Below are 19,818 nucleotides of genomic sequence, written 5' to 3' on the forward strand. Positions count from 1 at the left end.
GCCGACCCGCCCGGAGACTCAACCGGCCCCAGGGGTAGGGGAGTTGACCGTGCGGTGGTGTTGCCTTTCTGGGGCGCCGCCGTTACAGGAATTGCTTGACGGCCCTGGTGGCATCGGTGGTTGGCTGAACCCTCACACGTCATCCGGTCGGGAACGGAGCCCGGAAATGATTATCTTCGGTACCTCGGGCAAGACGATTCAGCTGGCGATGCTGAATCTGCTCTGTGGGTTCTGCGGCAACCCCGCCGCCCACGGACTGCGCAAACGCGTCACCAAGTTCACGCTGTTCTTCATCCCGCTCTTTCCGATCATGCCCGCGAAGCACTCCACCCAGTGCACTTTCTGCGGCGCGGAAAGCGAGATATCCAAGGAGAACGCCGAGCAGCTGCTCGCGTCGGCCGGTGGACAGCCGCAGGGCGGCTTCCCCGGAGCGGCGACTGGCAACCCGTTCGGCGGTCAGCAGCCGCAGGGCGGCATCCCCCGCCAGGACGGCGGCGTCCCCCCGCAGGGCAACCCCTACCGGCAGTGAGGCGGCCGGCCGGGCCGCGCCGCGCCGCCGGTCAGCCGGGCAGCGTCCGGCGCAGCGCCGCGACCCGGTTGGAGGTGAGCGCGTCCACCCCCATGGCGGCCAGCCGCCGCATGGTGCGCGGCCGGTCGACGGTCCACGCGGACACCAGGTAGCCGGCGGCGTGCGCGCGCCGCACCCGCTCCCGATCCAGCACCCCGAAGCGGTAGTTCAGCCATCGGGGGCGTACCGAGTCGAGCAGCGAACCACGCATCGGCGCGGTGCGCTGCCAGGTCAGGGCGATCTCGGCGGCCGGATCCCCGGCCCGTACCGCCCGCATCGCGGCGGGCCCACCGCAGTAGTAGACGCGCCCGGCGGCGCCCTGTCCGGCGACCACCGCGAGGGTGGCGGCCACCGCCTCCACGGCGGGCAGGTCGATCAGGACGCGCACCGGGCGCAGCAGCTCCAGCGCCTCCGCCAGGGTGGGCACCCCGCCGCCGGTCCGTGCGCGCAGCTCGCGCGCGGAGAGCGCCGCCACCGCCTCCGGGCACTCCCACAGCCGCTCCAGGGTGCGGTCGTGCAGCACCACCGGAACGCCGTCGCGGGTGAGCCGGACGTCCAGCTCGACGGCGTCGGCGCCGGCGGCCAGCGCCGCGCGGAACGCGGCGAGGGTGTTCTCCCGCGCGACGTGGGGCGCGCCGCGGTGCGCGACCGCCGCTACGCGGCGTGCCACGTCGCCAGGTAGTCGTCGATCTCGGCGGTCAGCCGGGCCTTGCCGGGGGCGTCGAGGAACGAGGCGGTCACCGCGCGCTTCGCCAGTTCGGCCAGCCCGGCGGCGTCGAGGCCGAGGAGGCGGGCGGCGACGGCGTACTCGGTGTTGAGGTCGGTGCCGAACATCGGCGGGTCGTCGCTGTTGATCGTGGTCGTCACCCCGGCCTTCACCAACTCGGGCAGCGGATGGCTGGCCAGGTCGGGGACGGCGCCCGTGGCGACGTTCGAGGTGGGGCAGACCTCCAGCGGAACACCGTGTTCGGCCAGGTACTCCAGCAGCCGGGGGTCCTGGACGGCGCTGACGCCGTGGCCGACGCGTTCGGCGCGCAGCGAGGTCAGGGCGGCCCAGACGGTCTCCGGGCCGGTGGTCTCGCCCGCGTGCGGGACGCTGTGCAGCCCGGCGGCGATGGCCCGGTCGAAGTACGGTTTGAACCGCTCGCGTGGGACGCCGATCTCCGGCCCGCCGAGCCCGAAGGAGATCAGCCCGTCCGGGCCCAGCTCGGTGGCGATCCGCGTGGTCTCCTCGGCGGCGGGCAGCCCGGACTCGCCCGGGATGTCGAAGCACCAGCGCAGCACGGTGCCGAAGTCCCGCTCGGCGGAGCGGCGTGCGTCCTCGATCGCCTCCAGGAACGCCACGTCCGGTATGCCACGGCTGGTCGAGCTGGCCGGGGTGACCGTCAGCTCCGCGTAGCGGACCCGCTGCCGGGCCAGGTCACGGGCGATCTCGTAGGTGAGCAGCCAGACGTCCTCGGCGTCCCGGACCAGTTCGACGACGGTCAGGTAGACCCGGACGAAATGCGCGAAGTCGGTGAAGGTGAAGTACTCCGACAGCCGCTCCGGATCGGTCGGCACCCGCGAGTCCGGGTGGCGCGCCGCCAGCTCCGCCACCACGCGTGGCGAGGCCGAACCCACGTGGTGAACGTGCAGCTCGGCCTTGGGGAGTCCGGCGATGAACGAGGCCAGGGTGGACAAGGGTGCCTCCGGCGAGTCGGGTCGGCACATCGTAGACACCCCGGCCCGCCGGGCGGCACACGGTTTCCCCCACATCTCCCCGGCACCCTCCCGGCATCCGCGCCGTACCGCTCCCGGGCCGGACGGGCGGTGCGCCCGGGAGCCGCCCAGACCACTCCCGACGGGGGACGTCGACGGGTGGGGTCCCTAGCATGGGGAGGATCGAACAGCCGGGAGGGGCGATGGCACAGCGACGGGCGGCGGGGGAGCCGCCAGCGTGGCCGCGCGGGCGAGCGCGGGCCCGGCGGGCGGGACCGCCACCGTGGAGCCGCCGAACCCGCTGAGGCCCGGGCCGTGCCCGTCCGGCCACCCGCCCCCGGGCCCGTGCCCGGTATCGCCAGGCGCCACCGGGGGGCGGCGCGCGGCTGGCCAACGGCCCCGTCAGCGCGGGCCGTTCGCCGGCCGCCGCCCCCGGCCGCTCCCGCCCACCCCGCCGGCCAGGCGGACACCGGCGCTCCCCGGGGAGACCACGGGAGGCCACCGGCCCCGTCCCGTCCGCCGCCGCACCGCCCGTCCCGTCCACCCCACCCGGTGGGCCACCACCCCTCCCGTCCTCCCTCCCCGTCCGCCCAGCTCAGGAGGCACCCGTAGTGGATCCGTACGACGGCATGCCGGAACCGGTGCGCCGCGCCTGGGAGCGGAGCCTGCGCGGCGGCCGGGCCGCGCTCTCCCGCCGCGCGCTGCTCGGCGCGCTCGGCGCCGGTGGGGCGGCGCTGGCCGGATGCGGCATCCCGCCCGCGGCCGGGAACGGCGGAGCGGACCGGGCGCCCGACCACTCCCGCCGCGAGCGTGAACTGACCTTCGCCAACTGGCCGCTCTACATCGACGTGGACGAGAAGAACGGCGAGCGGCGCCCCACCCTCGACCGTTTCCAGCGGAAACACGGCATCACCGTGCGGTACGTCGAGGACATCAACGACAACAACGAGTTCTACGGCAAACTCCGCCCCCAGCTGGCGGCGGGCCGCGGCACCGGACGCGACCTGGTGTGCCTCTCGGACTGGATGGCCGGGCGGCTGATCCGGCAGGGCTGGGCGCAGCGCCTCGACCCCGCGCGGATGCCGAACGCGGTGACCAACCTGGAGGACCGCTTCCGCACCGCCCCGCACGACCCGGGCCGCCAGTACAGCTACCCCTGGGCCGGTACCGCCTGCGTGCTGGCGTACAACAGTGCGGCCACCGACGGGAAACGGGTCACCAGCGTGCGTCAGCTGCTGGAGGACCGGAGGCTGCGGGGCAAGGTGTCGCTGCTCACCGAGATGCGGGACACCGTGGGCATGACGCTGCTCGACACGGGCGTCGATCCGGGGGAGGTCACCGCGCGCCAGTACCGCTCCGCGATCACCCGGCTGCGACGGGCCGTCGACAGCGGACAGCTGCGCCGCTTCACCGGCAACGACTACCTCGACGAGCTGAACTCCGGGGACATCGCGGCCTGTCTCGCCTGGGCGGGCGACATCGTCCAGCTCCGGCAGGACAACCCGCGGATCCGCTACCACATTCCGGACAGCGGCTACCTCGCCGCCACCGACGACCTGCTGGTCCCCGCGCACGCCCGGCACCGGGCCAACGCGGAGGCGCTGATCGACCACTACTACCAGCCCCGCGAAGCCGCCGAACTCGCCGCCTGGGTCAACTACATCTGCCCGGTGACCGGAGCCCGGGCACGGATGGAGAGAATCGACCCCGAGCTCGCCGCCGATCCGCTGATCTTCCCGACCGGCAGGATGCTCACCCGGGGCCGGACCTTCCGCGCGCTGGACGACGAGGAGGAGACCGCGTTCGAGGAGGAGTTCGCCCGGCTGATCGGCGCCTGACACCGGCCGCCGGGCGCGGGCGGCGTCGGAGCCAGCCCACGGACCGGCGTCGCGGGACGGGGCCACGGACCGGCGCCATGGACGGTGGCGCGGGCCGAACGGACAGGGGAGCAGGGGGAGTAGCGGAACATGACCATCTCGCTGGCCGGGGTCAGCAAGGCGTTCGGCGGGCACCCCGCCCTGCGCCCCCTCGACCTCACCGTGCCCGACGGCTGCTACTTCGCCCTCCTCGGCGCCTCGGGCAGCGGCAAGACCACCCTCCTGCGCCTGATCGCGGGGCTGGAGGAGCCCACCACCGGCACCGTCACCCTGGACGGCGCCGACATCACCGCCGAGCCACCGCACCGGCGGCCCGTCAACACCGTCTTCCAGCACTACGCGCTCTTCCCGCACCTGGACGTCTGGGAGAACGTCGCCTTCGGCCTGCGCCGCCGGAAGGCGACCGGGGTGCGCGAACGGGTGCGGGAGATGCTCGACCTGGTGGAGCTGGGCCCCTACGCCCGGCGCAGACCACGGGAGCTGTCCGGCGGCCAGCAGCAGCGCGTCGCGCTCGCGCGGGCGCTCGTCAACCGCCCCCGGGTGCTGCTCCTCGACGAACCGCTCGCCGCCCTCGACCCCACCCTCCGCCGCCAGTTGCGCCGCGAACTCAAGCGCGCGCACGCCGAGACCGGCGTCACCTTCGTCCACGTCACCCACGACCAGGAGGAGGCGCTCGCGCTCGCCGACCGGCTGGCGGTGCTCCACGAGGGACGGCTGGAGCAGACCGGACCACCCGAGGTGCTGTACGAGGAGCCACGCACCGCCCACGTCGCCCGGCTTCTCGGCGCCGCCAACCTGCTGGAGGCCGAGGCCGAGACCGAGCGGCACGACGGAGCGGAAGCGCGGCTCCGCCTGCCCGGCGCGCACGGCACGCTGCGGATGCCCGCCCACCGCTGCCGCGTACCCGGCGTCGGCCCCGGACGGACCGTACTGCTCGGCATCCGCCCCGAGAAGCTCAGCCTCCACCACCCGGACGGCGAACCCGCCGACCCGGCGGGGGAGGTGGAGCGGCCGCCCGCCGAACCCGAGGCGCCGTACCGGGAGATACCCGGGGACGAGAACGAACGGGAGCCCCGGACAGACGAGTTGCCCGAGCCGTACGCCGCGCCGGTCGCCGTGCCGGGCGTCGGCCTTGGCGCCGGACGGCGCGCCGAACCGGGCGTTCTGGTAGGCGGGTTGGCGGGGCCGGGCACCGAACCCGAGGCGGTGGACGGGGAGTTGCCCCCGGTGAACGGTACGGAAGACGGGGGCGCGGGCCCGCTCGGGCTGAACCGGATACGCGGCACGCTCGTCGACACCAGCTACCTCGGCGTGGCGCTCCAGCACACCGTGCGGACCCCGGCGGGCGCCCTGCTGACCGTCCATCAGCCCCACACCCGGCGCGATCCGCGGCTGACCCCCGGCGTCCCCGTCGAGGTGCGCTGGGACCCGGCCCACACCTTCGCGCTGCCCGCCTCCCGTGGCGCGGGGGCCGACTCCCCGGAGGCGGAGTGAGCCGCTCCGCGACCGGCCGCCGCGCGGATCCCCGCTCCCGGCGGACCCGGCCCCGGCCCCGGTCTCCCCGCACCCCGTACCTGTTGCTGCTGCCCGCCGGACTGTGGCTGCTCGTCTTCTTCGCCGCCCCGGTCGTGTCCCAGGCGTCGACCTCGGTGCAGAGCGGCTCCGTCGCCGAGGGCTACCGCGTCACCGGGGACCTCTCGCACTACGCGGAGGCGCTCACCGTCTACGGCGGGCACTTCCTGCGCTCCTTCGCCTACGCGGGCGCGGCCACGCTCGGCGCCCTGCTCATCGGCTACCCGCTGGCCCACACCCTCGCCTTCCGCGCCGGACGGTGGCGGGTCCCGCTGCTGGCCCTGGTGGTCGCCCCGTTCCTCACCAGCTTCCTGCTGCGCACCCTGGCCTGGAAGACGATCCTGTCCGACGGCGGGCCGCTGGTGGAGACGCTGAGCGCGCTGCGGGTGCTGGAGGTCACCGCCGCGCTCGGCCTGACCGGTGAGGACCGGATCCTCGCCTCCCCCCTCGCCGTCATCTGCGGTCTCGTCTACAACTTCCTGCCGTTCATGGTGCTCCCGCTGTACGCCGCGCTCGAGCGCGTCGACCCCGCGCTGCGGGAGGCGGCCCGCGACGCCTACGCCACCCCGGCCGCCGCCTTCCGCACCGTGACCCTGCCGCTCTCCCTCCCCGGGGTGGCCGCCGGATCGCTCCTCACCTTCATCCCGGCCTCCGGCGACTACATCAACGCCCAGCTCCTCGGCTCCCCCGGAGAGCAGATGATCGGCAACGCCATCCAGAAGCGCTTCCTGAACGTGCTCGACTACCCCACGGCCGCCGCCATGTCCTTCCTGCTGATGGCGGCGGTACTGCTGCTCCTCTGCCTCCGGCCGCGCGGCGCCGTCCGGCCGCGCGGGGCCGCGCCCCGGGGGACCCACTGATGCGCGCCCCGCTCCGCTGGCTGCGCCGCAACGCCGTGGTGCTCGCGGGCGGCCTCGCCCTCGGCTACCTCCTGCTGCCCAGCCTGGTGGTGCTGGCCTACGCGTTCAACGACCCCGCGGGCCGCTTCAACCACGAGTGGCGCGGCCTCTCCCTCGACGCCTGGCGCGAGCCCTGCGCCGCCGACGGGCTGTGCGCCGCCCTCGGCAGCAGCCTCCGGGTGGCCGTGCCCGCGGCGCTGCTCGCCACCGCCTTCGGCACCCTGGCCGCCCTCGCCCTCAGCCGCTACCGCTTCCGGGGCCGGGGCCTCGCGCACGCGCTCCTGCTGCTGCCGATGGCGCTGCCCGAGGTCGTGATGGGCGCCTCGCTCGCCGCGCTGTTCCTCAACGCGCGGACCGGCTTCGGCTACGGCACCGTGCTCGCCGCGCACATCATGTTCTGCCTCAGCTTCGTCGTCGTCGCCGTCAAGGCCCGGCTGGCCGGGCTCGACCCGCACCTGGAGGAGGCGGCGCGGGACCTGTACGCGGGGCCGTTCCAGACCTTCCGGCGGGTGACGCTGCCGCTGGCCGCCCCCGGCATCGCCGCCGGGGCCGCGCTGAGCTTCACGCTCTCCTTCGACGACGTGATCGTCACCCAGTTCACCTCCGGCCCGGCCACCGTGACCTTCCCGACGTACGTGTGGGGCGCCGCGCAGCGCGGAGTCCCCGTCCAGGCCAACGTGATCGGCACCGTGGTGCCGCTCGCCGCCGTGGCCCTGGTGGCCGCCGCCCGGCTCGCCGTCACCGTCCGACGCAGGAGGAACAGATGACCGCCCCGGACCCCGCAGCCGTCGCACGGGCGCTAGCCGAGGCCCGGCCCGCCCCGTTCTGGCTCGACGACCCCGCGCGCCGCCCCCGCCCCCGGCCGCCGCTCACCGGCGACGAGGAGTGCGAACTGCTCGTCGTCGGCGGCGGCTACACCGGACTCTGGACGGCGCTGGCCGCCAAGGAGCGCGACCCGGCCCGCGACGTGCTGCTGCTGGAGGGCAGGGAACTGGGCTGGGCCGCCTCCGGCCGGAACGGCGGCTTCTGCTCCTCCTCCCTCACCCACGGGTTCGCCAACGGGCTCGCCCGCTGGCCCGGGGAGATCGACACGCTGGAGGAGCTGGGCGCCCGGAACCTCGACGCCATCGAGGAAGCCGTCGAACGGTACGGCATCGACTGCGACTTCGAGCGCACCGGCGAGATGTTCTGCGCCACCGAGCCCTACCAGGCGGCCGCGCTCCGCGCCGACGCCGAGGAGGCCCGGCGGCTCGGCGTCGACGAGGGGCTGACCTTCCTCGACCGGGACGCGGTGCGCGCCGAGGTCGACTCCCCACTGTTCCTCGCCGGGCTCTGGGACCGCTGGGGCGTCGCGCTGCTCAACCCCGCCCGGCTGGTGTGGGGCCTGGCCCGCGCCTGCGTCCAGGCCGGGGTGCGGATCCACGAGCACAGCCCCGTCCGGTCGCTCACCCCGGCCGGGCCGGGGCGTGCCGGGCTCACCGCCCGGACGCCGCACGGCACGGTCCGGGCGGCGCGCGCCGCCCTGGGCACCAACGCCTTCCCGCCCCTGACGCGCGGCGCCCGCCGCCGCACCGTGCCCGCCTGGGACTACGTGCTGGTCACCGAACCGCTGACGGAGGAGCAACTGGCCTCGGTGGGCTGGCGGAACCGGCAGGGTCTGGGCGACTGCGGCAACCGCTTCCACTACTTCCGCCGCACCGCCGACCAGCGGATCCTCTGGGGCGGATACGACACCGTGTACCACTACGGCGGCCGCCTCACCCCCGCCCACGACCAGCGCGACGCCACCTTCCGGCGACTCGCCCGGCACTTCCAGCGCTGCTTCCCGCAGCTCGCCGGGGTGCGCTTCACCCACCGCTGGGGTGGCGCCGTCGACACCTCCTCCCGCTTCACGGTCTTCTTCGGCACCGAGTTCGACGGGCGGCTCGCACACGCCTCCGGATACACCGGACTCGGCGTGGGCGCCTCCCGGTTCGGCGCCGAGGTGCTGCTCGACCTGCTGGACGGACGGGACACCGCCCGCACCCGCCTGGAGCTGGTCCGCTCACCACCGCGCCGCTTCCCGCCCGAGCCCCTGCGCTGGGCGGGGATCCGGCTCACCCAGTGGTCCCTGGCCCGCGCCGACGCCCACGCGGGCCGCCGGAACCCCTGGCTGCGCGCACTCGACCGGGCCGGGATGGGCTTCACCAGCTGACGCCCGCCCGTGGCCCGGGCCCGCCCCTGGCCCGGCCACCCTCCCCGGCCCGTCCCTGACCCCGGCCTCCCGCCGGTCCCGGCCCGGCCCGGGCTCCCCCGGGGCGGCTGGTGCCAGGGGCGCGGTGGGTGCGCCCGGTACGCGCGGGCGCGCTCCCGGCGCATCGACCGCCCGAACCGGTGTAAGGAACCCGGCCCGGAGCGCTCTCTCCCCTCGAAGGCCCACGCTCCGCCCCGCTCCGCCCCGTGTACGGCGCGGCGGACGGCGGACGGCGGGCCCATGTGGCGGGGAGACGCAACGACCGGAAGGGGAGAGCGACTTCATGAGCGGCACAGCGGGGGTTGAACGCGCCGTCGAATGGCTCGTGTCGGCGGCTGGTGATCCGGCCGCCTGCCGGTGGGAGTGGGAACGCGACCCCCTGGGGGTGGTACTGCTGCCCGCGGGGCGGCTCTGGGACGTGCTGATCGCCGGGGCGCCGCTCGGCCGCCCCGCGCTGGAGGTCCTCATCGGGGGCTCCGGGCGGCCGGGCCCCGTCCTGGGGGACTTCGCCGACGCGCGGCTGGGGTTCTTCGTCCCGCCGGGCACCGCCGAGCGCTGGATCGGCAGCGGCATCCGCTGCGCGGGTCAGGGCAGCTGGATCGCCGTCCCCTACCCCGGGCGGCCCACCGGCGGAGCCCGCTGGCTCGTGCCACCGGACGGCAGCGGCACCCTCAACGACCCGGTGGCCCTGGAACTGGCCCTGCACGAGGCGGCCGCCCGCTCCGCCGGAGGGGAGGACCACTGAACGCCGCGGCCGCCGCCAGCAGCGGCAGCGCCAGACACCAGGCGCCGAACACGTCCAGCGGCCAGTGGTATCCGCGCCACACCAGACCCGCCCCGCTCAGCACCACCGCCACGACGGCCACCACCGGCGGCAGCGGGCCACCCCACCACCGGGAGGCGGCCCCCGGGGCGCGCCGCGCCAGCAGGGCCGCGCCGCCCCAGGCCACCGCGAGGGTCGCGGCGTGCCCTGACGGGTAGTAGCCGCCGCCGCCCAGCGGACCAGGGCGGTCCGTCCACGCCTTGAGGAGGGAGACCACCGGGGGCACGGCGGCCATCGCGAGGAGGCAGCAGCACACCGCCCGCCACCGGTGGCCCCGTACCCCCACCCAGAGCGCCGCCGCGCCCAGCACCGGCAGCGCGACCTCCATGTTGCCGAGATCGGCGAGGAGTTCGGCGACCGGCTCAGGCGGCGCCGAGCGGCGCATCGCGCCGCCCAGCCGCTCATCGGCGGTGCGCGCCGCACCGCCCGCGCCGACCTGCCAGGTGGTCAGCGCGAACAGCGGCACGGCGAGCACCGCCGGGCCGGGCCAGCGGACCCGGCCGGCCGGAAGGCTCATCGGACGGCACCCCGCCGTCGACGGCCGGGCCCGGCGACCCGCGCGAGGACACCCGCCGATGAGGACAGCCGCTCCGGTCCAGGGGGGAGTGTTCCGGAGCGGCTGCCGCGACCGGGGTTCCGCCGATCCCGGGGGGTGTGGGACAAGCGGTCATCCGATCGGTTGAGGAGCGTGCGCCAGGGCACGGCCGGGACGGTCACCCGTGGTCGACGGCCCCGGAGAGTGGTGAAGGAGTCCCTCGCAACACCCGGCAACTGGAGGAAACCGTACGGCAGCGGGGAACCGCCGAACAGGCAGGTCACCCACCGGACATGGCCCTCGCACACATTCTTCACCGCGGCTCGACGGCGGCTCGCCCGGGGTCACCACGGGTCCTTCCCCGGCCCACCCAACCCACCCGTCGCACGCCGGCCCCGGCTCCGGCCCCGTTCCGGACATCCGGGTCCCGCCCGGCCGTCACGGTCGGGGCCCGGACACTCCCGGGCTGGCCGGGGAGACGGGCGGCCGGGCCCGGAGCGCGCCGCCCCGGGCCCCGCCGGTCACAGCCCGGCGAGCGCGCTCTCCAGCACGTCCAGGCCCTCGTTCAGCAGCTCCTCGCTGATCACCAGCGGCGGCAGGAACCGCATCACGTTGCCGTAGGTGCCGGTGGTGAGGACCAGCAGGCCCTGCTGGTGGCAGGCGTGCGCGAGGGCGGCCGTGGCCTCCGGGTCCGGCTGGGGCACCGGGCCGCCCGGGCGGGCGGAGCCGGACCCGGTCGCCGAGGTGCCCGGCTTGACCAGCTCGATGGCGAGCATCGCGCCCCGGCCACGGACATCCCCGATCACGTCGAAGCGCTCGGCCAGCTTCTCCAGCCGCGGCTTCATGACCTCCTCGATCCGGCGGGCACGCGCCGCGAGGTCCTGCTCCCGCATGGTCTCGATGGCGCCCAGCGCGGCGGCGCACGCGACCGGGTTGCCGCCGTAGGTACCGCCCAGGCCACCGGAGTGCGCCGCGTCCATGATCTCCGCGCGCCCGGTCACCGCCGCCAGCGGCAGCCCGCCCGCGATGCCCTTCGCCGTCGTGATGAGGTCGGGCACCAGGCCCTCGTCCTCGCAGGCGAACCACTGGCCGGTACGGCAGAAGCCGGACTGGATCTCGTCAGCGACGAAGACGATGCCGTGCTCCTTCGCGAACTCCGCCAGCCGGGGCAGGAACCCCTTGGCGGGCTCGATGAACCCGCCCTCACCCAGCACCGGTTCGATGAGGATCGCCGCCACGTTGTCCGGGCCGACCTGCTTGGTGATCTGGTCGATCGCCTGCGCCGCCGCCTCCTCGGCACAGTTCTCCCGGCCGGTCAGCCACCGGAACGGGTAGGCGACCGGCACCCGGTACACCTCCGGCGCGAACGGCCCGAAGCGGTGCTTGTACGGCATGTTCTTCGAGGTGAGCGCCATCGTCAGGTTCGTCCGGCCGTGGTAGCCGTGGTCGAAGACCACCACCGCCTGGCGGCCGGTGTACGCCCGCGCGATCTTCACCGCGTTCTCCACCGCCTCGGCGCCGGAGTTGAACAGCGCGCTCTTCTTCGCGTGGTCACCGGGGGTGACCGCGGCCAGTTCCTCGCAGACCGCGACGTACGGCTCGTACGGGGTGACCATCACGCAGGTGTGGGTGTAGTCCCGCAGCTGCTCGGTGGTGCGCCGGACGACGGCCTCGGCGCTGTTGCCCACCGAGGTCACCGCGATCCCGGACCCGAAGTCCACGAACCGGTTGCCGTCGACGTCCTCCAGGATCCCGCCCGCGGCCCGGCGGGCGAAGACCGGCATCACGGTGCCGATCCCGTCCGCGACGACGGCCCGCTTGCGCGCCATCAGCTCCTGGGAGGCGGGTCCGGGAACGGCCGTCACCAGGCGCCGCTCCTGCGGGAGGGCGGAACCCGAGGACACATCAGTCATCTCACGCGTAGAGGTCATAGCGCACTCCGGGGGAGGAACGGGGTCTGTGGCACTTGGCAGGCTAGGGCCCGGGCAAGACCCGCTGTATGCACCGTCACGGATGAGTGCGCGTGTCGTCTTGGCCACGGCGGCCAGATGCGTCCCGTCCGCGCCGATGCACCCGGCGGTGGCCGGAAACCCGGTCCGCGGAGCAAGTCGCCTGCCCAGCAGCTAGATTGACGGAGTCACCCGCATGACGCGACGTCACCGCGTCCTGCGGTATCCGGAACACGCGTACGGGCCTGGGGGTGGGGCGGCCGATGGACAAGTGGTCGGCGGAGCGGGAGCGGTGGGAGCACCGGCCCGATGAGTCGCTGCCCCCGCCACCGCCGGGCACCCCCGGACAGCGGCAGGCGCCCCCGCCCCCCTCGGGACCGGTGCCCCCGGCCCCAGGGCCGGCCGGTGCCGCCGCTTCCGGCCCGGGGCCCGACGCCGGGGCGGCCCCCGCCCCACCGCAGCCACAGGGCGCGCCGCGCACCGCGCCCCCGCTCGCCGAGTGGCTGCGCGCCCCGCGCCCCGAGGCCGAGCCCGGCATCTGGCGGCAGGGATACGAGCCGCGCGCCCCCGAGGACCCGGACCGCATCCCGAACCGGCAGCTGGTCAGCGGCGCCCTGATCGCCTTCCTGATCGCCTGGCTGGTCTGGTCGCTGCTCTGGAACAACTTCCTGGGCCGCTACTGGATGTGGCCGCTGCTCGCCATGACGCCGGACTCCTGGCGCGAGGCGGGAGGCCCCAAGGAGCTGTGGGCCATCGTCTCCTACACCTACTACGCGCTGGTCGCGGCGCTGATCATCGGGATCTTCGGCCGGATCGGCCGGTGGGACGAGCTGGGCCGCCGGATCTGGGGCGCGCTGCGCCGCGTGGGCGCCCGCGCCTCCACCGGCCGGCGGGCCGCCCCGCCGCCGCCCCCGCCACGCGAGGACCCGGCGAACTGGCCGGAGCTGCGGGCGCGGGGGTACGAGGAGCCCGCCGACCGGCTCGCGGGCGAGGTCGCCTCCGGAGCGATGAGCGACGTGGACCAGGCCCGCATCACGCGGGCCTGGCGGACCGCGCGCGCCCGGCCGGAGCGACTGCCCACCTTCGTGGACACGGTCCGCGCCCGGGGCTCGGCCGCCTTCGCGCACCCCTCGGGGGCGCGGAACCTGGAGGCGCGCGCGGCCCGGCACGATCTGACGCTCCGGCAGGTGCGGATCGGGACGGCGGCCGACGTGCCGCGCAACCCGCACCCGTACCGGGGCGCCGGGATCGCGCTCGACCCCTCGCTGCTGGGCACCTCGGCGCTGGTGGTGGGGCCGCCCGGCGCGGGGAAGTCCACCCGGCTGGTGCGGCCGGTCGTCGAGTCGCTCTGCCTCCAGGCGCTGACCGGCGAGGCCGCCGTCGTGGTGGTGTCCTCGGGCGGCGCCTCCCCGCTCGCCCCGGACGACTTCTTCGACGTCGTCATCCGGCTCGGCGTCCGCGGGCCGGGGCACGACCTCGACCTCTACGGCGGCACCACCGACCCGGACGAGGCGGCCGGCATGCTCGCCGAGGCCCTGGTCGGGGACCTGGCCGGGCCGAGTACCGACAGCCGCCGCGCCGCGACCCGCCTCGCCCAGCTCATCGGCCCGTTCCGGGCGGTGCACGGCCGCTTCCCGTCCGTCCCCGAGCTGCGCGAGCTGCTCAGCGGGCCGCCCACCCGGCTGCGCGAGGCCCTGGTGGCGTCGGGGCAGACCGCGCAGCTCCGTGACCTGGACGCGTACGAGCGGCAGCCGGACAGCGGAGAGAGCACGCGGCTGCTCGCCGACCGCGTCGCCCTGCTCGACCGGCCCGCCTTCGCCGAGTTCTTCGTGCCGGAGGGTGCCCCGGCCTCCGGCGGCGCGGCGCCGTTCTCACTGCGGGCGCTGGACCACCCCGTCCGGGTCCGCGTCGACCTTCCGGAGCGCGCCCACCTGGAGGCGTCCCGCATCCTGGCGCGGCTGGTACTGGCGCAGTTCACCGAGTGCGCCACCGCCCGCTCCGACCAGTCGCGCTTCGCCTGCCTGGTGCTGGACTGCGCGGAGAGCGCGGCGCACACCGTCACCCCGCACGGGCTGCGCGCCCTTCAGCGGCTGCGTTCGGGCAACGCCGGAGTGCTGCTCGCGCTGCGCGGCCTGGAGGAGGTTCCCGAGCGGCTGCGCGGGCCGCTGCTCGGCGCGGTCGGCTGCCGGGCGGTCTGTTCCGGGGTGACGCCGTGGGACGCGGAGCGGTTCGCCGAGGTCTGGGGCACCGAGTGGGTGCAGCAGCGCGACGTGACCAACCGTCAGCTGGTCTCCGACGAGCCCCTGACCCGGGTGATGCACGCCGTACGGCGGCTGGCGACCGGCAAGCACGTCACCGCCGAGTCGGTGACGGTCCGCACCGTGCGGCGGGAGCGCTGGTCCGCCTCGGAGCTGGCGAACGAGCTGGGCGCGGGACACCTGGTGCTCTCGGTCACCACGGTGCGGGGCGACCGGACTCCCCCGATCCTGGCGAAGCTGGGAGATTGACCTCGGGACGACTGGAAAGGGGCGGACGCCTGTACGGTGAGACCGTTATGGCACCGACTCTCGCGACGCTCGTACAGCACTCCGCGCTCCGGCTCGCCGTCCTCGCCGGGCACGGTCGGCTGGACACGCCCGTGCGCTGGGCGCACGCCAGCGAACTGGCCGATCCGACCCCGTACTTGGACGGTGGCGAGCTGCTGCTCGTCACCGCGCTCAAGCTGGACGCCGAGGACGCCGACGCGATGCTGGCCTACGTGCGGCGGCTGGCCGAGCAGGGCGTGGTGGGGCTCGGGTTCGCCTCCGGCGTGAACTACGAGAAGGTGCCCGAGGCGGTCGTGGAGGCCTGCGAGACGGTCGGGCTGCCCCTGCTGGACGTACCCCGGCGGACCCCGTTCATCGCGATCAGCAAGGCGGTCTCGGCCGCGATCGCGGCCGAGCAGTACCGCGCGGTCACGGCGGGCTTCGACGCCCAGCGGGAGATGACCCGCGCCGCCCTCTCCCAGGAGGGCCCCGCCGCGCTGCTGGCCCGGCTCGCCTCCCAGGTGGACGGCTGGGCCGCGCTGTACGACGCCGCGGGCGCGGTGGTGGCGACCGCGCCGACCTGGGCGGTGCGCCGCGCCGCCCGCTTCATCGGGGACGCGGAGCGGCTGCGCGACCGTCCGGCGCCGACGAGCGCGGTGGTCAGCGAGTCGGAGGGTGGCGACGACCGCGTCGAGTTGCAGACCATCGGGGGCGGGCGGCGCGCCAAGGCGGTCCTCGCGGTCGGTACCGGGGCCCCGCTTGGCACCGCCGAGCGGTACGCGGTGCACTCCGCCGTCGCCCTGCTGACGCTCACCACGGAACGCTCCCGCGCGCTCCAGGAGGCGGAGGAGCGGCTCGGCGCGGCCGTGCTCAAGATGCTGCTCGCCGGGGAGCCGGACCACGCGCGTGCGGTCGCGGGCCAGCTCTACGGCGACCTGCTGGACGCCCCGGTGCGGCTGATCATCGCCGAGCCCGCCTCGTTGATCAGGAACGGGCCGGCCGCGTCGCCGCGCGGTGGGGTCACGCTGGGTGAGCGGCGGGGAGGGGAGATCCCGGGCGGGCGCGTGCGGGCCGAGATGCGGGCGGAGATCCGGGCGGAGGCCCGGCCCGACGGACGCGCGGAACCCGCCGGGGTCGTGGTGGGTGGGGGCGCCGGGACCGACTCGGCGGAGCGGGTGGAGGGCGCCCGGGCCGGGCCCTGGGCCGCCCCGCTGGAGACCCTGACGGACGCGATGGAGACGGCGGCGGCCCGGAACGGCGAGGCGGTCCTGGTGGTGCCGGATGGCCCGGGGCTGATCGTCCTCGCGGCGGACGGTGGCGCGGCGGTCGCGGCCTGCACCGAGTTCGCCGGGACACAGGAGGCGGCGCGGTCCGCCGCCGAGCCGCGGCAGGGGTGGCAGAGCGAGGACAGCCTGGCCATCGGGGTCTCGGCGCCCGCCGGGCTCCCGGCCATCGCGATGGCGTTCAAACAGGCCGACCAGGCGCTGTCGGTGGCCCGGCGCCGCGGGATTCCGCTCGTGGAGCACGAGGAGGTGGCGGCCGGTTCGGTGCTGCCGCTGCTCGCGGACGACGCGGTCCGGGCCTTCGCGGACGGGCTGCTGCGCTCGCTGCGCGAGCACGACGCGCACGGCCGGGGCGATCTGGTCGCCTCGCTGCGGGCCTGGCTGTCCCGGCACGGCCAGTGGGACGCCGCGGCCGCCGAACTGGGCGTGCACCGGCACACCCTGCGGTACCGGATGCGCCGGGTCGAGGAGATCCTGGGCCGCTCGCTGGACGACCCGGACGTGCGGATGGAGCTGTGGCTGGCCCTGAAGGCCACCAGCTGAGGACCGCGGGGCGCCCGGAGCGCGGTGTGGTCCGCGCCCCGGGGCCGTGCCTCAGCTCGCCTCGCAGTACTCGCCCTCCTTGCCGATGGAGCGGTACATGCAGTCGGCGTTCTCCAGCAGGATCAGCATGGCCTCCTTGTTCCGCGCGGTCTCCTCGGGGATCACCTCGTCGGGCGGGTAGAAGCCGTCCGGGTCGTTCGGCCCCGGGTACATCTCGAAGGTGTACGAGAAGATCTTCTGGTCCCCCCACATCCAGTCGTTGATTGAGCCGTCCGTGACGTAGAGGTCGCTGGACTGCTGGGGGGTGTAGCCGTTGCTCTCCGCCATGTCGGTGCCGACCGCCGCGAAGGCGTCCCGGTCGTCCTGGGTCAGTCCCTCGGCGGTGTCGTCGTGGGTGTACCCGTAGGGCCAGAGCACCAGCTCGCTGTAGGTGTGGAAGTCGATATGCGCGGCGATCTGCTGCTCACCGCCGACCACCCGGCTCTTGGTGAAGTCGGCGATCACGCCCACCTCGGGGGAGGAGGCGGCGGCCGGACCACGGTAGGTCTCGTCCGAGGGGCTCTCCCCGGAACCGCCGCAACAGCCCCACTGGTAGGCCCAGTTGCGGTTGATGTCGGTGCCGATGGCGGAGGAGCCCTCGTTCGGCTGCCGGTTCTTCCGCCACATCTGGTACTCGCCCGACTCGATGTCGTACTCGCCGCCGTCGGGGTTGGCGTCCGGGACGATCCAGAGTTCCCGGCCGTCCACCAGGTCCGTGATCCGCTCCTCGGAGCCGTACTTCGCGCCGAACTCGCCGATCGTGTACAGCGCCATCTCGACGGTCAGGTGCTCGCGCGCGTGCTGGTGGTGGGTGAAGAGGACCTCGGGCTCGGCCTCGTCCTCCGCCACGTTGTCGCTGATCTTGACGGCCACGATCTCGCGGCCCTCCTCCGACTCCCCGATGACCTCCTGGGACATGATCTCCGGGTACTTCTCGACGTAGCCGTCGATCGCGGCCCGGGCCTCGTCGTAGGTGTGGTAGTCGGAGTCGTCCGGCGGGAAGTCCCGTGGGCCGGGCTGCTGGGCCGCCCCGCGCTTCGGCGGGCTGGACAGCGGGGTGAGTTCGTGGCCGAGCTTCTCGGCCCGCGCCCGCTGGGTGGCGTCGCCGGAGACGACGACCGCGTCCTCGCGGACGGCGTCGATGGTCAGCCCGGTCCCGGCGATCCGCTCGCGCTCGGCCCTGCTGTCGACGCCGCTGATCTCGTAGCCGCGTATCCGGTCGTCCCGCTCCGACGCGGACTGTCCCGCGCGCTGTTCGGCCGGTGGTGAGGCGGTGGCGTGGGCGGTGAGGGGCACCGCCAGCGCGAGGGCGAGGACGGCCGCGGCGGCGGCTCCCCGCCGTGCGCGGCGGCGTGGTCGTTGGGGCATCGCGTCTCCCGGAGTCTCCGTGTGACGGGTGGGGGTTGCCGATCCGCCCCATCGTTGCGCCGTGACATGGCCGGGTCAACGGCGCCGTCCCCGGTGGGGGTGCCGAACCGGACAGCCGCCGGGGCGCCGTCTGACAAACGGCCAAACCGGAGTGGCTGCCGGGGTGACTGTGCCGCGCCGGACAAGAAACGGCTGGCGTGCGAGGTCCTACCGTGTACGCAGGAAACGGGCGCCCCGCCGTGCCCACCCCCACGTCGGAAGGGCGATCAGCAGTGACCACACCGACTTCCCCGCACGCGTTCTGGCTCGCGGGCCGCCCGGCCACCGGTGAGTCCACGCTCGACGTCACCTCGCCCTGGGACGGCCGCCTGGTCGGCCAGGTCAGCGTGCCCACCCCGGAACAGACCGAGGAGGCCGTGGCCGCCGCCTCCGCCGTCGCCGCCGAGTTCGCGGCCACCCCCGCGCACGCCCGGGCCGCCGCGCTGGACCACGTCGTCCGCCGGCTCGGCGAGCGCGCCGAGGAGATCGCCACCCTGATCTCGGCGGAGAACGGCAAGCCCATGAAGTGGGCGCGCGGCGAGGTCGGCCGCTGCGTCTCCGTCTTCCGCTGGGCGGCCGACGAGGCCCGCCGCTTCAACGGCGGAAGCGCCCAGCGGCTCGACTCGGACCCGGGCGGCGCGGGCCGTCTCGCCTTCACCCGCCGCTTCCCCTACGGACCGGTCCTCGGCATCGCCCCGTTCAACTTCCCGCTGAACCTCTGCGCCCACAAGGTCGCGCCGGCCATCGCCGTCGGCACACCCATCCTCCTCAAGCCCGCCCCGGCGACCCCGCTCTCCGCCCTGCTCATCGGGGAACTGCTCGCCGAGACGGAACTGCCCGCCGGATCCTGGTCGGTGCTGCCCGTGCCGAACGACCGGATGCCCACGCTCGTGCGGGACGAGCGGCTGCCCATCATCTCCTTCACCGGCTCCGCCCCCGTCGGCTGGTCCATCCTCGACTCGGTGCCCCGCAAGCGCGTCACCCTCGAACTCGGCGGCAACGGCGCCGCCGTGGTGCTGGCCGACTACTCCTCCGACGCCGACCTGGACTGGGCCGCGCAGCGCATCGCCACCTTCTCCAACTACCAGGGCGGTCAGTCCTGCATCTCCGTGCAGCGCGTCATCGCCGACGCCTCGGTCTACGACCGGCTGGTGCCCCGGGTGGTCGCCGCCGTCGAGGCGCTCCGCACCGGCGACCCCTCCGACAGCGCGACGGACGTCGGCCCGCTGGTCGACGAGGCCGCCGCCCGGCGCGTGGAGTCCTGGGTCGAGGAGGCCGTCGGCGCCGGAGCCCGGCTGCTCACCGGCGGCAAGCGGGACGGCGCCAGCTTCGCCCCGACCGTCCTGGAGAACGTCCCGGAGGACACCCAGATTGGCTGTGAGGAGGTGTTCGGCCCCGTCATGTCCTTCACCCGGGTAGAGGGCGAGGACGCCGCCTTCGCCGCCGTCAACTCCTCCAAGTACGGCCTCCAGGCGGGCCTGTTCACCCACGACACCCGCACCGCGTTCCGGGCGCACCGCGCCCTGGAGGTCGGCGGCCTCGTCGTGGGTGACGTCCCCTCCTACCGCGCCGACCAGATGCCCTACGGCGGAGTCAAGGAGTCCGGCGTCGGCCGCGAGGGCGTCCGGTTCGCCATGGAGGACTACACCTACGAGCGGGTCATGGTGCTCACCGGCCTGGAGCTGTGACCCGCGGTCCCCACCCCGCTCCCCGCATCGCCCCGCCACGGTTTCCGCCGTCTCCGCCGCTCCCCGTCCCGGCCCGCCCGGGGCGGGGAGCGGCGCCGTGCGCGCGGCCGGGCGTCGATGCCGCACGGGGGTTCCGCCGTATGAGCGGGCAGCCCCCGTTCGCCTGGGTACGCTGGCAG

The 19,818-nt window shown here is 75.1% G+C and carries 15 protein-coding genes and 1 pseudogene; 11 read left to right on the forward strand and 5 right to left on the reverse strand.

Features of this window, described 5'->3' with window-relative positions; all coding sequences use genetic code 11:
• Positions 1-166 precede the first annotated feature (166 nt).
• The gene (locus tag E0L36_RS13240; RefSeq protein ID WP_180929221.1) at positions 167-529 is read left to right on the forward strand and encodes a zinc-ribbon domain-containing protein; all 363 of its coding nucleotides are present in this window, start codon (positions 167-169) and stop codon (positions 527-529) included.
• A 31-nt stretch (positions 530-560) separates the two neighbouring features.
• Here the strand turns inward: E0L36_RS13240 and E0L36_RS13245 are convergent, their stop codons facing one another.
• Positions 561-1,238, reverse strand: coding sequence for a glycerophosphodiester phosphodiesterase (locus E0L36_RS13245; RefSeq protein ID WP_180929222.1), 678 nt, complete (start codon positions 1,236-1,238; stop codon positions 561-563).
• Entirely contained in the window at positions 1,223-2,248 is a 1,026-nt protein-coding gene (locus tag E0L36_RS13250) for an adenosine deaminase (protein ID WP_180929223.1), read from the reverse strand. Before E0L36_RS13250 ends, E0L36_RS13245 begins: the two co-directional genes overlap by 16 nt.
• Before the next feature lie 629 nt (positions 2,249-2,877).
• On the opposite strand from E0L36_RS13250, the gene E0L36_RS13255 reads away from it, so the two are divergent.
• From E0L36_RS13255 to E0L36_RS13280, 7 genes and pseudogenes are all read left to right on the forward strand, one after another.
• Positions 2,878-4,104 (forward strand): spermidine/putrescine ABC transporter substrate-binding protein, encoded by a 1,227-nt coding sequence (locus E0L36_RS13255; protein ID WP_180929224.1) that lies wholly within the window; start codon positions 2,878-2,880, stop codon positions 4,102-4,104.
• A gap of 129 nt (positions 4,105-4,233) precedes the next feature.
• Positions 4,234-5,142, forward strand: a pseudogene (locus E0L36_RS27650) (ABC transporter ATP-binding protein); the annotation flags it as partial.
• A 228-nt stretch (positions 5,143-5,370) separates the two neighbouring features.
• Entirely contained in the window at positions 5,371-5,637 is a 267-nt protein-coding gene (locus tag E0L36_RS27655) for a TOBE domain-containing protein (protein WP_308416804.1), read from the forward strand.
• Complete coding sequence (locus E0L36_RS13265) at positions 5,634-6,575, forward strand: ABC transporter permease (protein WP_180929226.1); 942 nt, start codon at positions 5,634-5,636, stop codon at positions 6,573-6,575. The genes E0L36_RS27655 and E0L36_RS13265 overlap by 4 nt, the downstream gene beginning before the upstream one ends.
• A complete protein-coding gene (locus E0L36_RS13270) occupies positions 6,575-7,381 on the forward strand; it encodes an ABC transporter permease (RefSeq protein WP_180929227.1) in 807 nt (268 codons plus the stop codon). The genes E0L36_RS13265 and E0L36_RS13270 overlap by 1 nt, the downstream gene beginning before the upstream one ends.
• A complete protein-coding gene (locus tag E0L36_RS13275) occupies positions 7,378-8,808 on the forward strand; it encodes an FAD-binding oxidoreductase (RefSeq protein WP_180929228.1) in 1,431 nt (476 codons plus the stop codon). Before E0L36_RS13270 ends, E0L36_RS13275 begins: the two co-directional genes overlap by 4 nt.
• A 322-nt stretch (positions 8,809-9,130) precedes the next feature.
• On the forward strand, positions 9,131-9,592 hold the full coding sequence (locus tag E0L36_RS13280) for a hypothetical protein (RefSeq protein WP_180929229.1): 462 nt from the start codon (positions 9,131-9,133) through the stop codon (positions 9,590-9,592).
• On the opposite strand, the gene E0L36_RS13285 is transcribed toward E0L36_RS13280, so the two are convergent.
• Positions 9,519-10,187: a phosphatase PAP2 family protein gene (locus E0L36_RS13285; RefSeq protein WP_180929230.1), complete on the reverse strand. Its 669-nt coding sequence runs from the start codon at positions 10,185-10,187 to the stop codon at positions 9,519-9,521. The two genes, E0L36_RS13280 and E0L36_RS13285, sit on opposite strands and share 74 nt — an antisense overlap.
• A 539-nt stretch (positions 10,188-10,726) precedes the next feature.
• Positions 10,727-12,118: a 4-aminobutyrate--2-oxoglutarate transaminase gene (gabT, locus tag E0L36_RS13290; protein ID WP_180929231.1), complete on the reverse strand. Its 1,392-nt coding sequence runs from the start codon at positions 12,116-12,118 to the stop codon at positions 10,727-10,729.
• Between the two features lie 299 nt (positions 12,119-12,417).
• Here gabT and E0L36_RS13295 point away from each other — a divergent pair, with 299 nt between their 5' ends.
• Both E0L36_RS13295 and E0L36_RS13300 read left to right on the forward strand, forming a co-directional pair.
• Positions 12,418-14,661: an ATP-binding protein gene (locus E0L36_RS13295; RefSeq protein ID WP_258016157.1), complete on the forward strand. Its 2,244-nt coding sequence runs from the start codon at positions 12,418-12,420 to the stop codon at positions 14,659-14,661.
• A gap of 47 nt (positions 14,662-14,708) precedes the next feature.
• Entirely contained in the window at positions 14,709-16,505 is a 1,797-nt protein-coding gene (locus tag E0L36_RS13300; RefSeq protein WP_180929232.1) for a PucR family transcriptional regulator, read from the forward strand.
• Between the two features lie 51 nt (positions 16,506-16,556).
• On the opposite strand, the gene E0L36_RS13305 is transcribed toward E0L36_RS13300, so the two are convergent.
• Positions 16,557-17,912 (reverse strand): M14 family metallopeptidase, encoded by a 1,356-nt coding sequence (locus E0L36_RS13305; protein ID WP_180929233.1) that lies wholly within the window; start codon positions 17,910-17,912, stop codon positions 16,557-16,559.
• A gap of 272 nt (positions 17,913-18,184) precedes the next feature.
• Here E0L36_RS13305 and E0L36_RS13310 point away from each other — a divergent pair, with 272 nt between their 5' ends.
• Complete coding sequence (locus tag E0L36_RS13310; protein WP_180929234.1) at positions 18,185-19,639, forward strand: aldehyde dehydrogenase family protein; 1,455 nt, start codon at positions 18,185-18,187, stop codon at positions 19,637-19,639.
• Positions 19,640-19,818: the final 179 nt, after the last annotated feature.

This window comes from Streptomyces sp. AJS327, from assembly GCF_013450295.1.
Classification (GTDB): Bacteria; Actinomycetota; Actinomycetes; order Streptomycetales; family Streptomycetaceae; genus Streptomyces.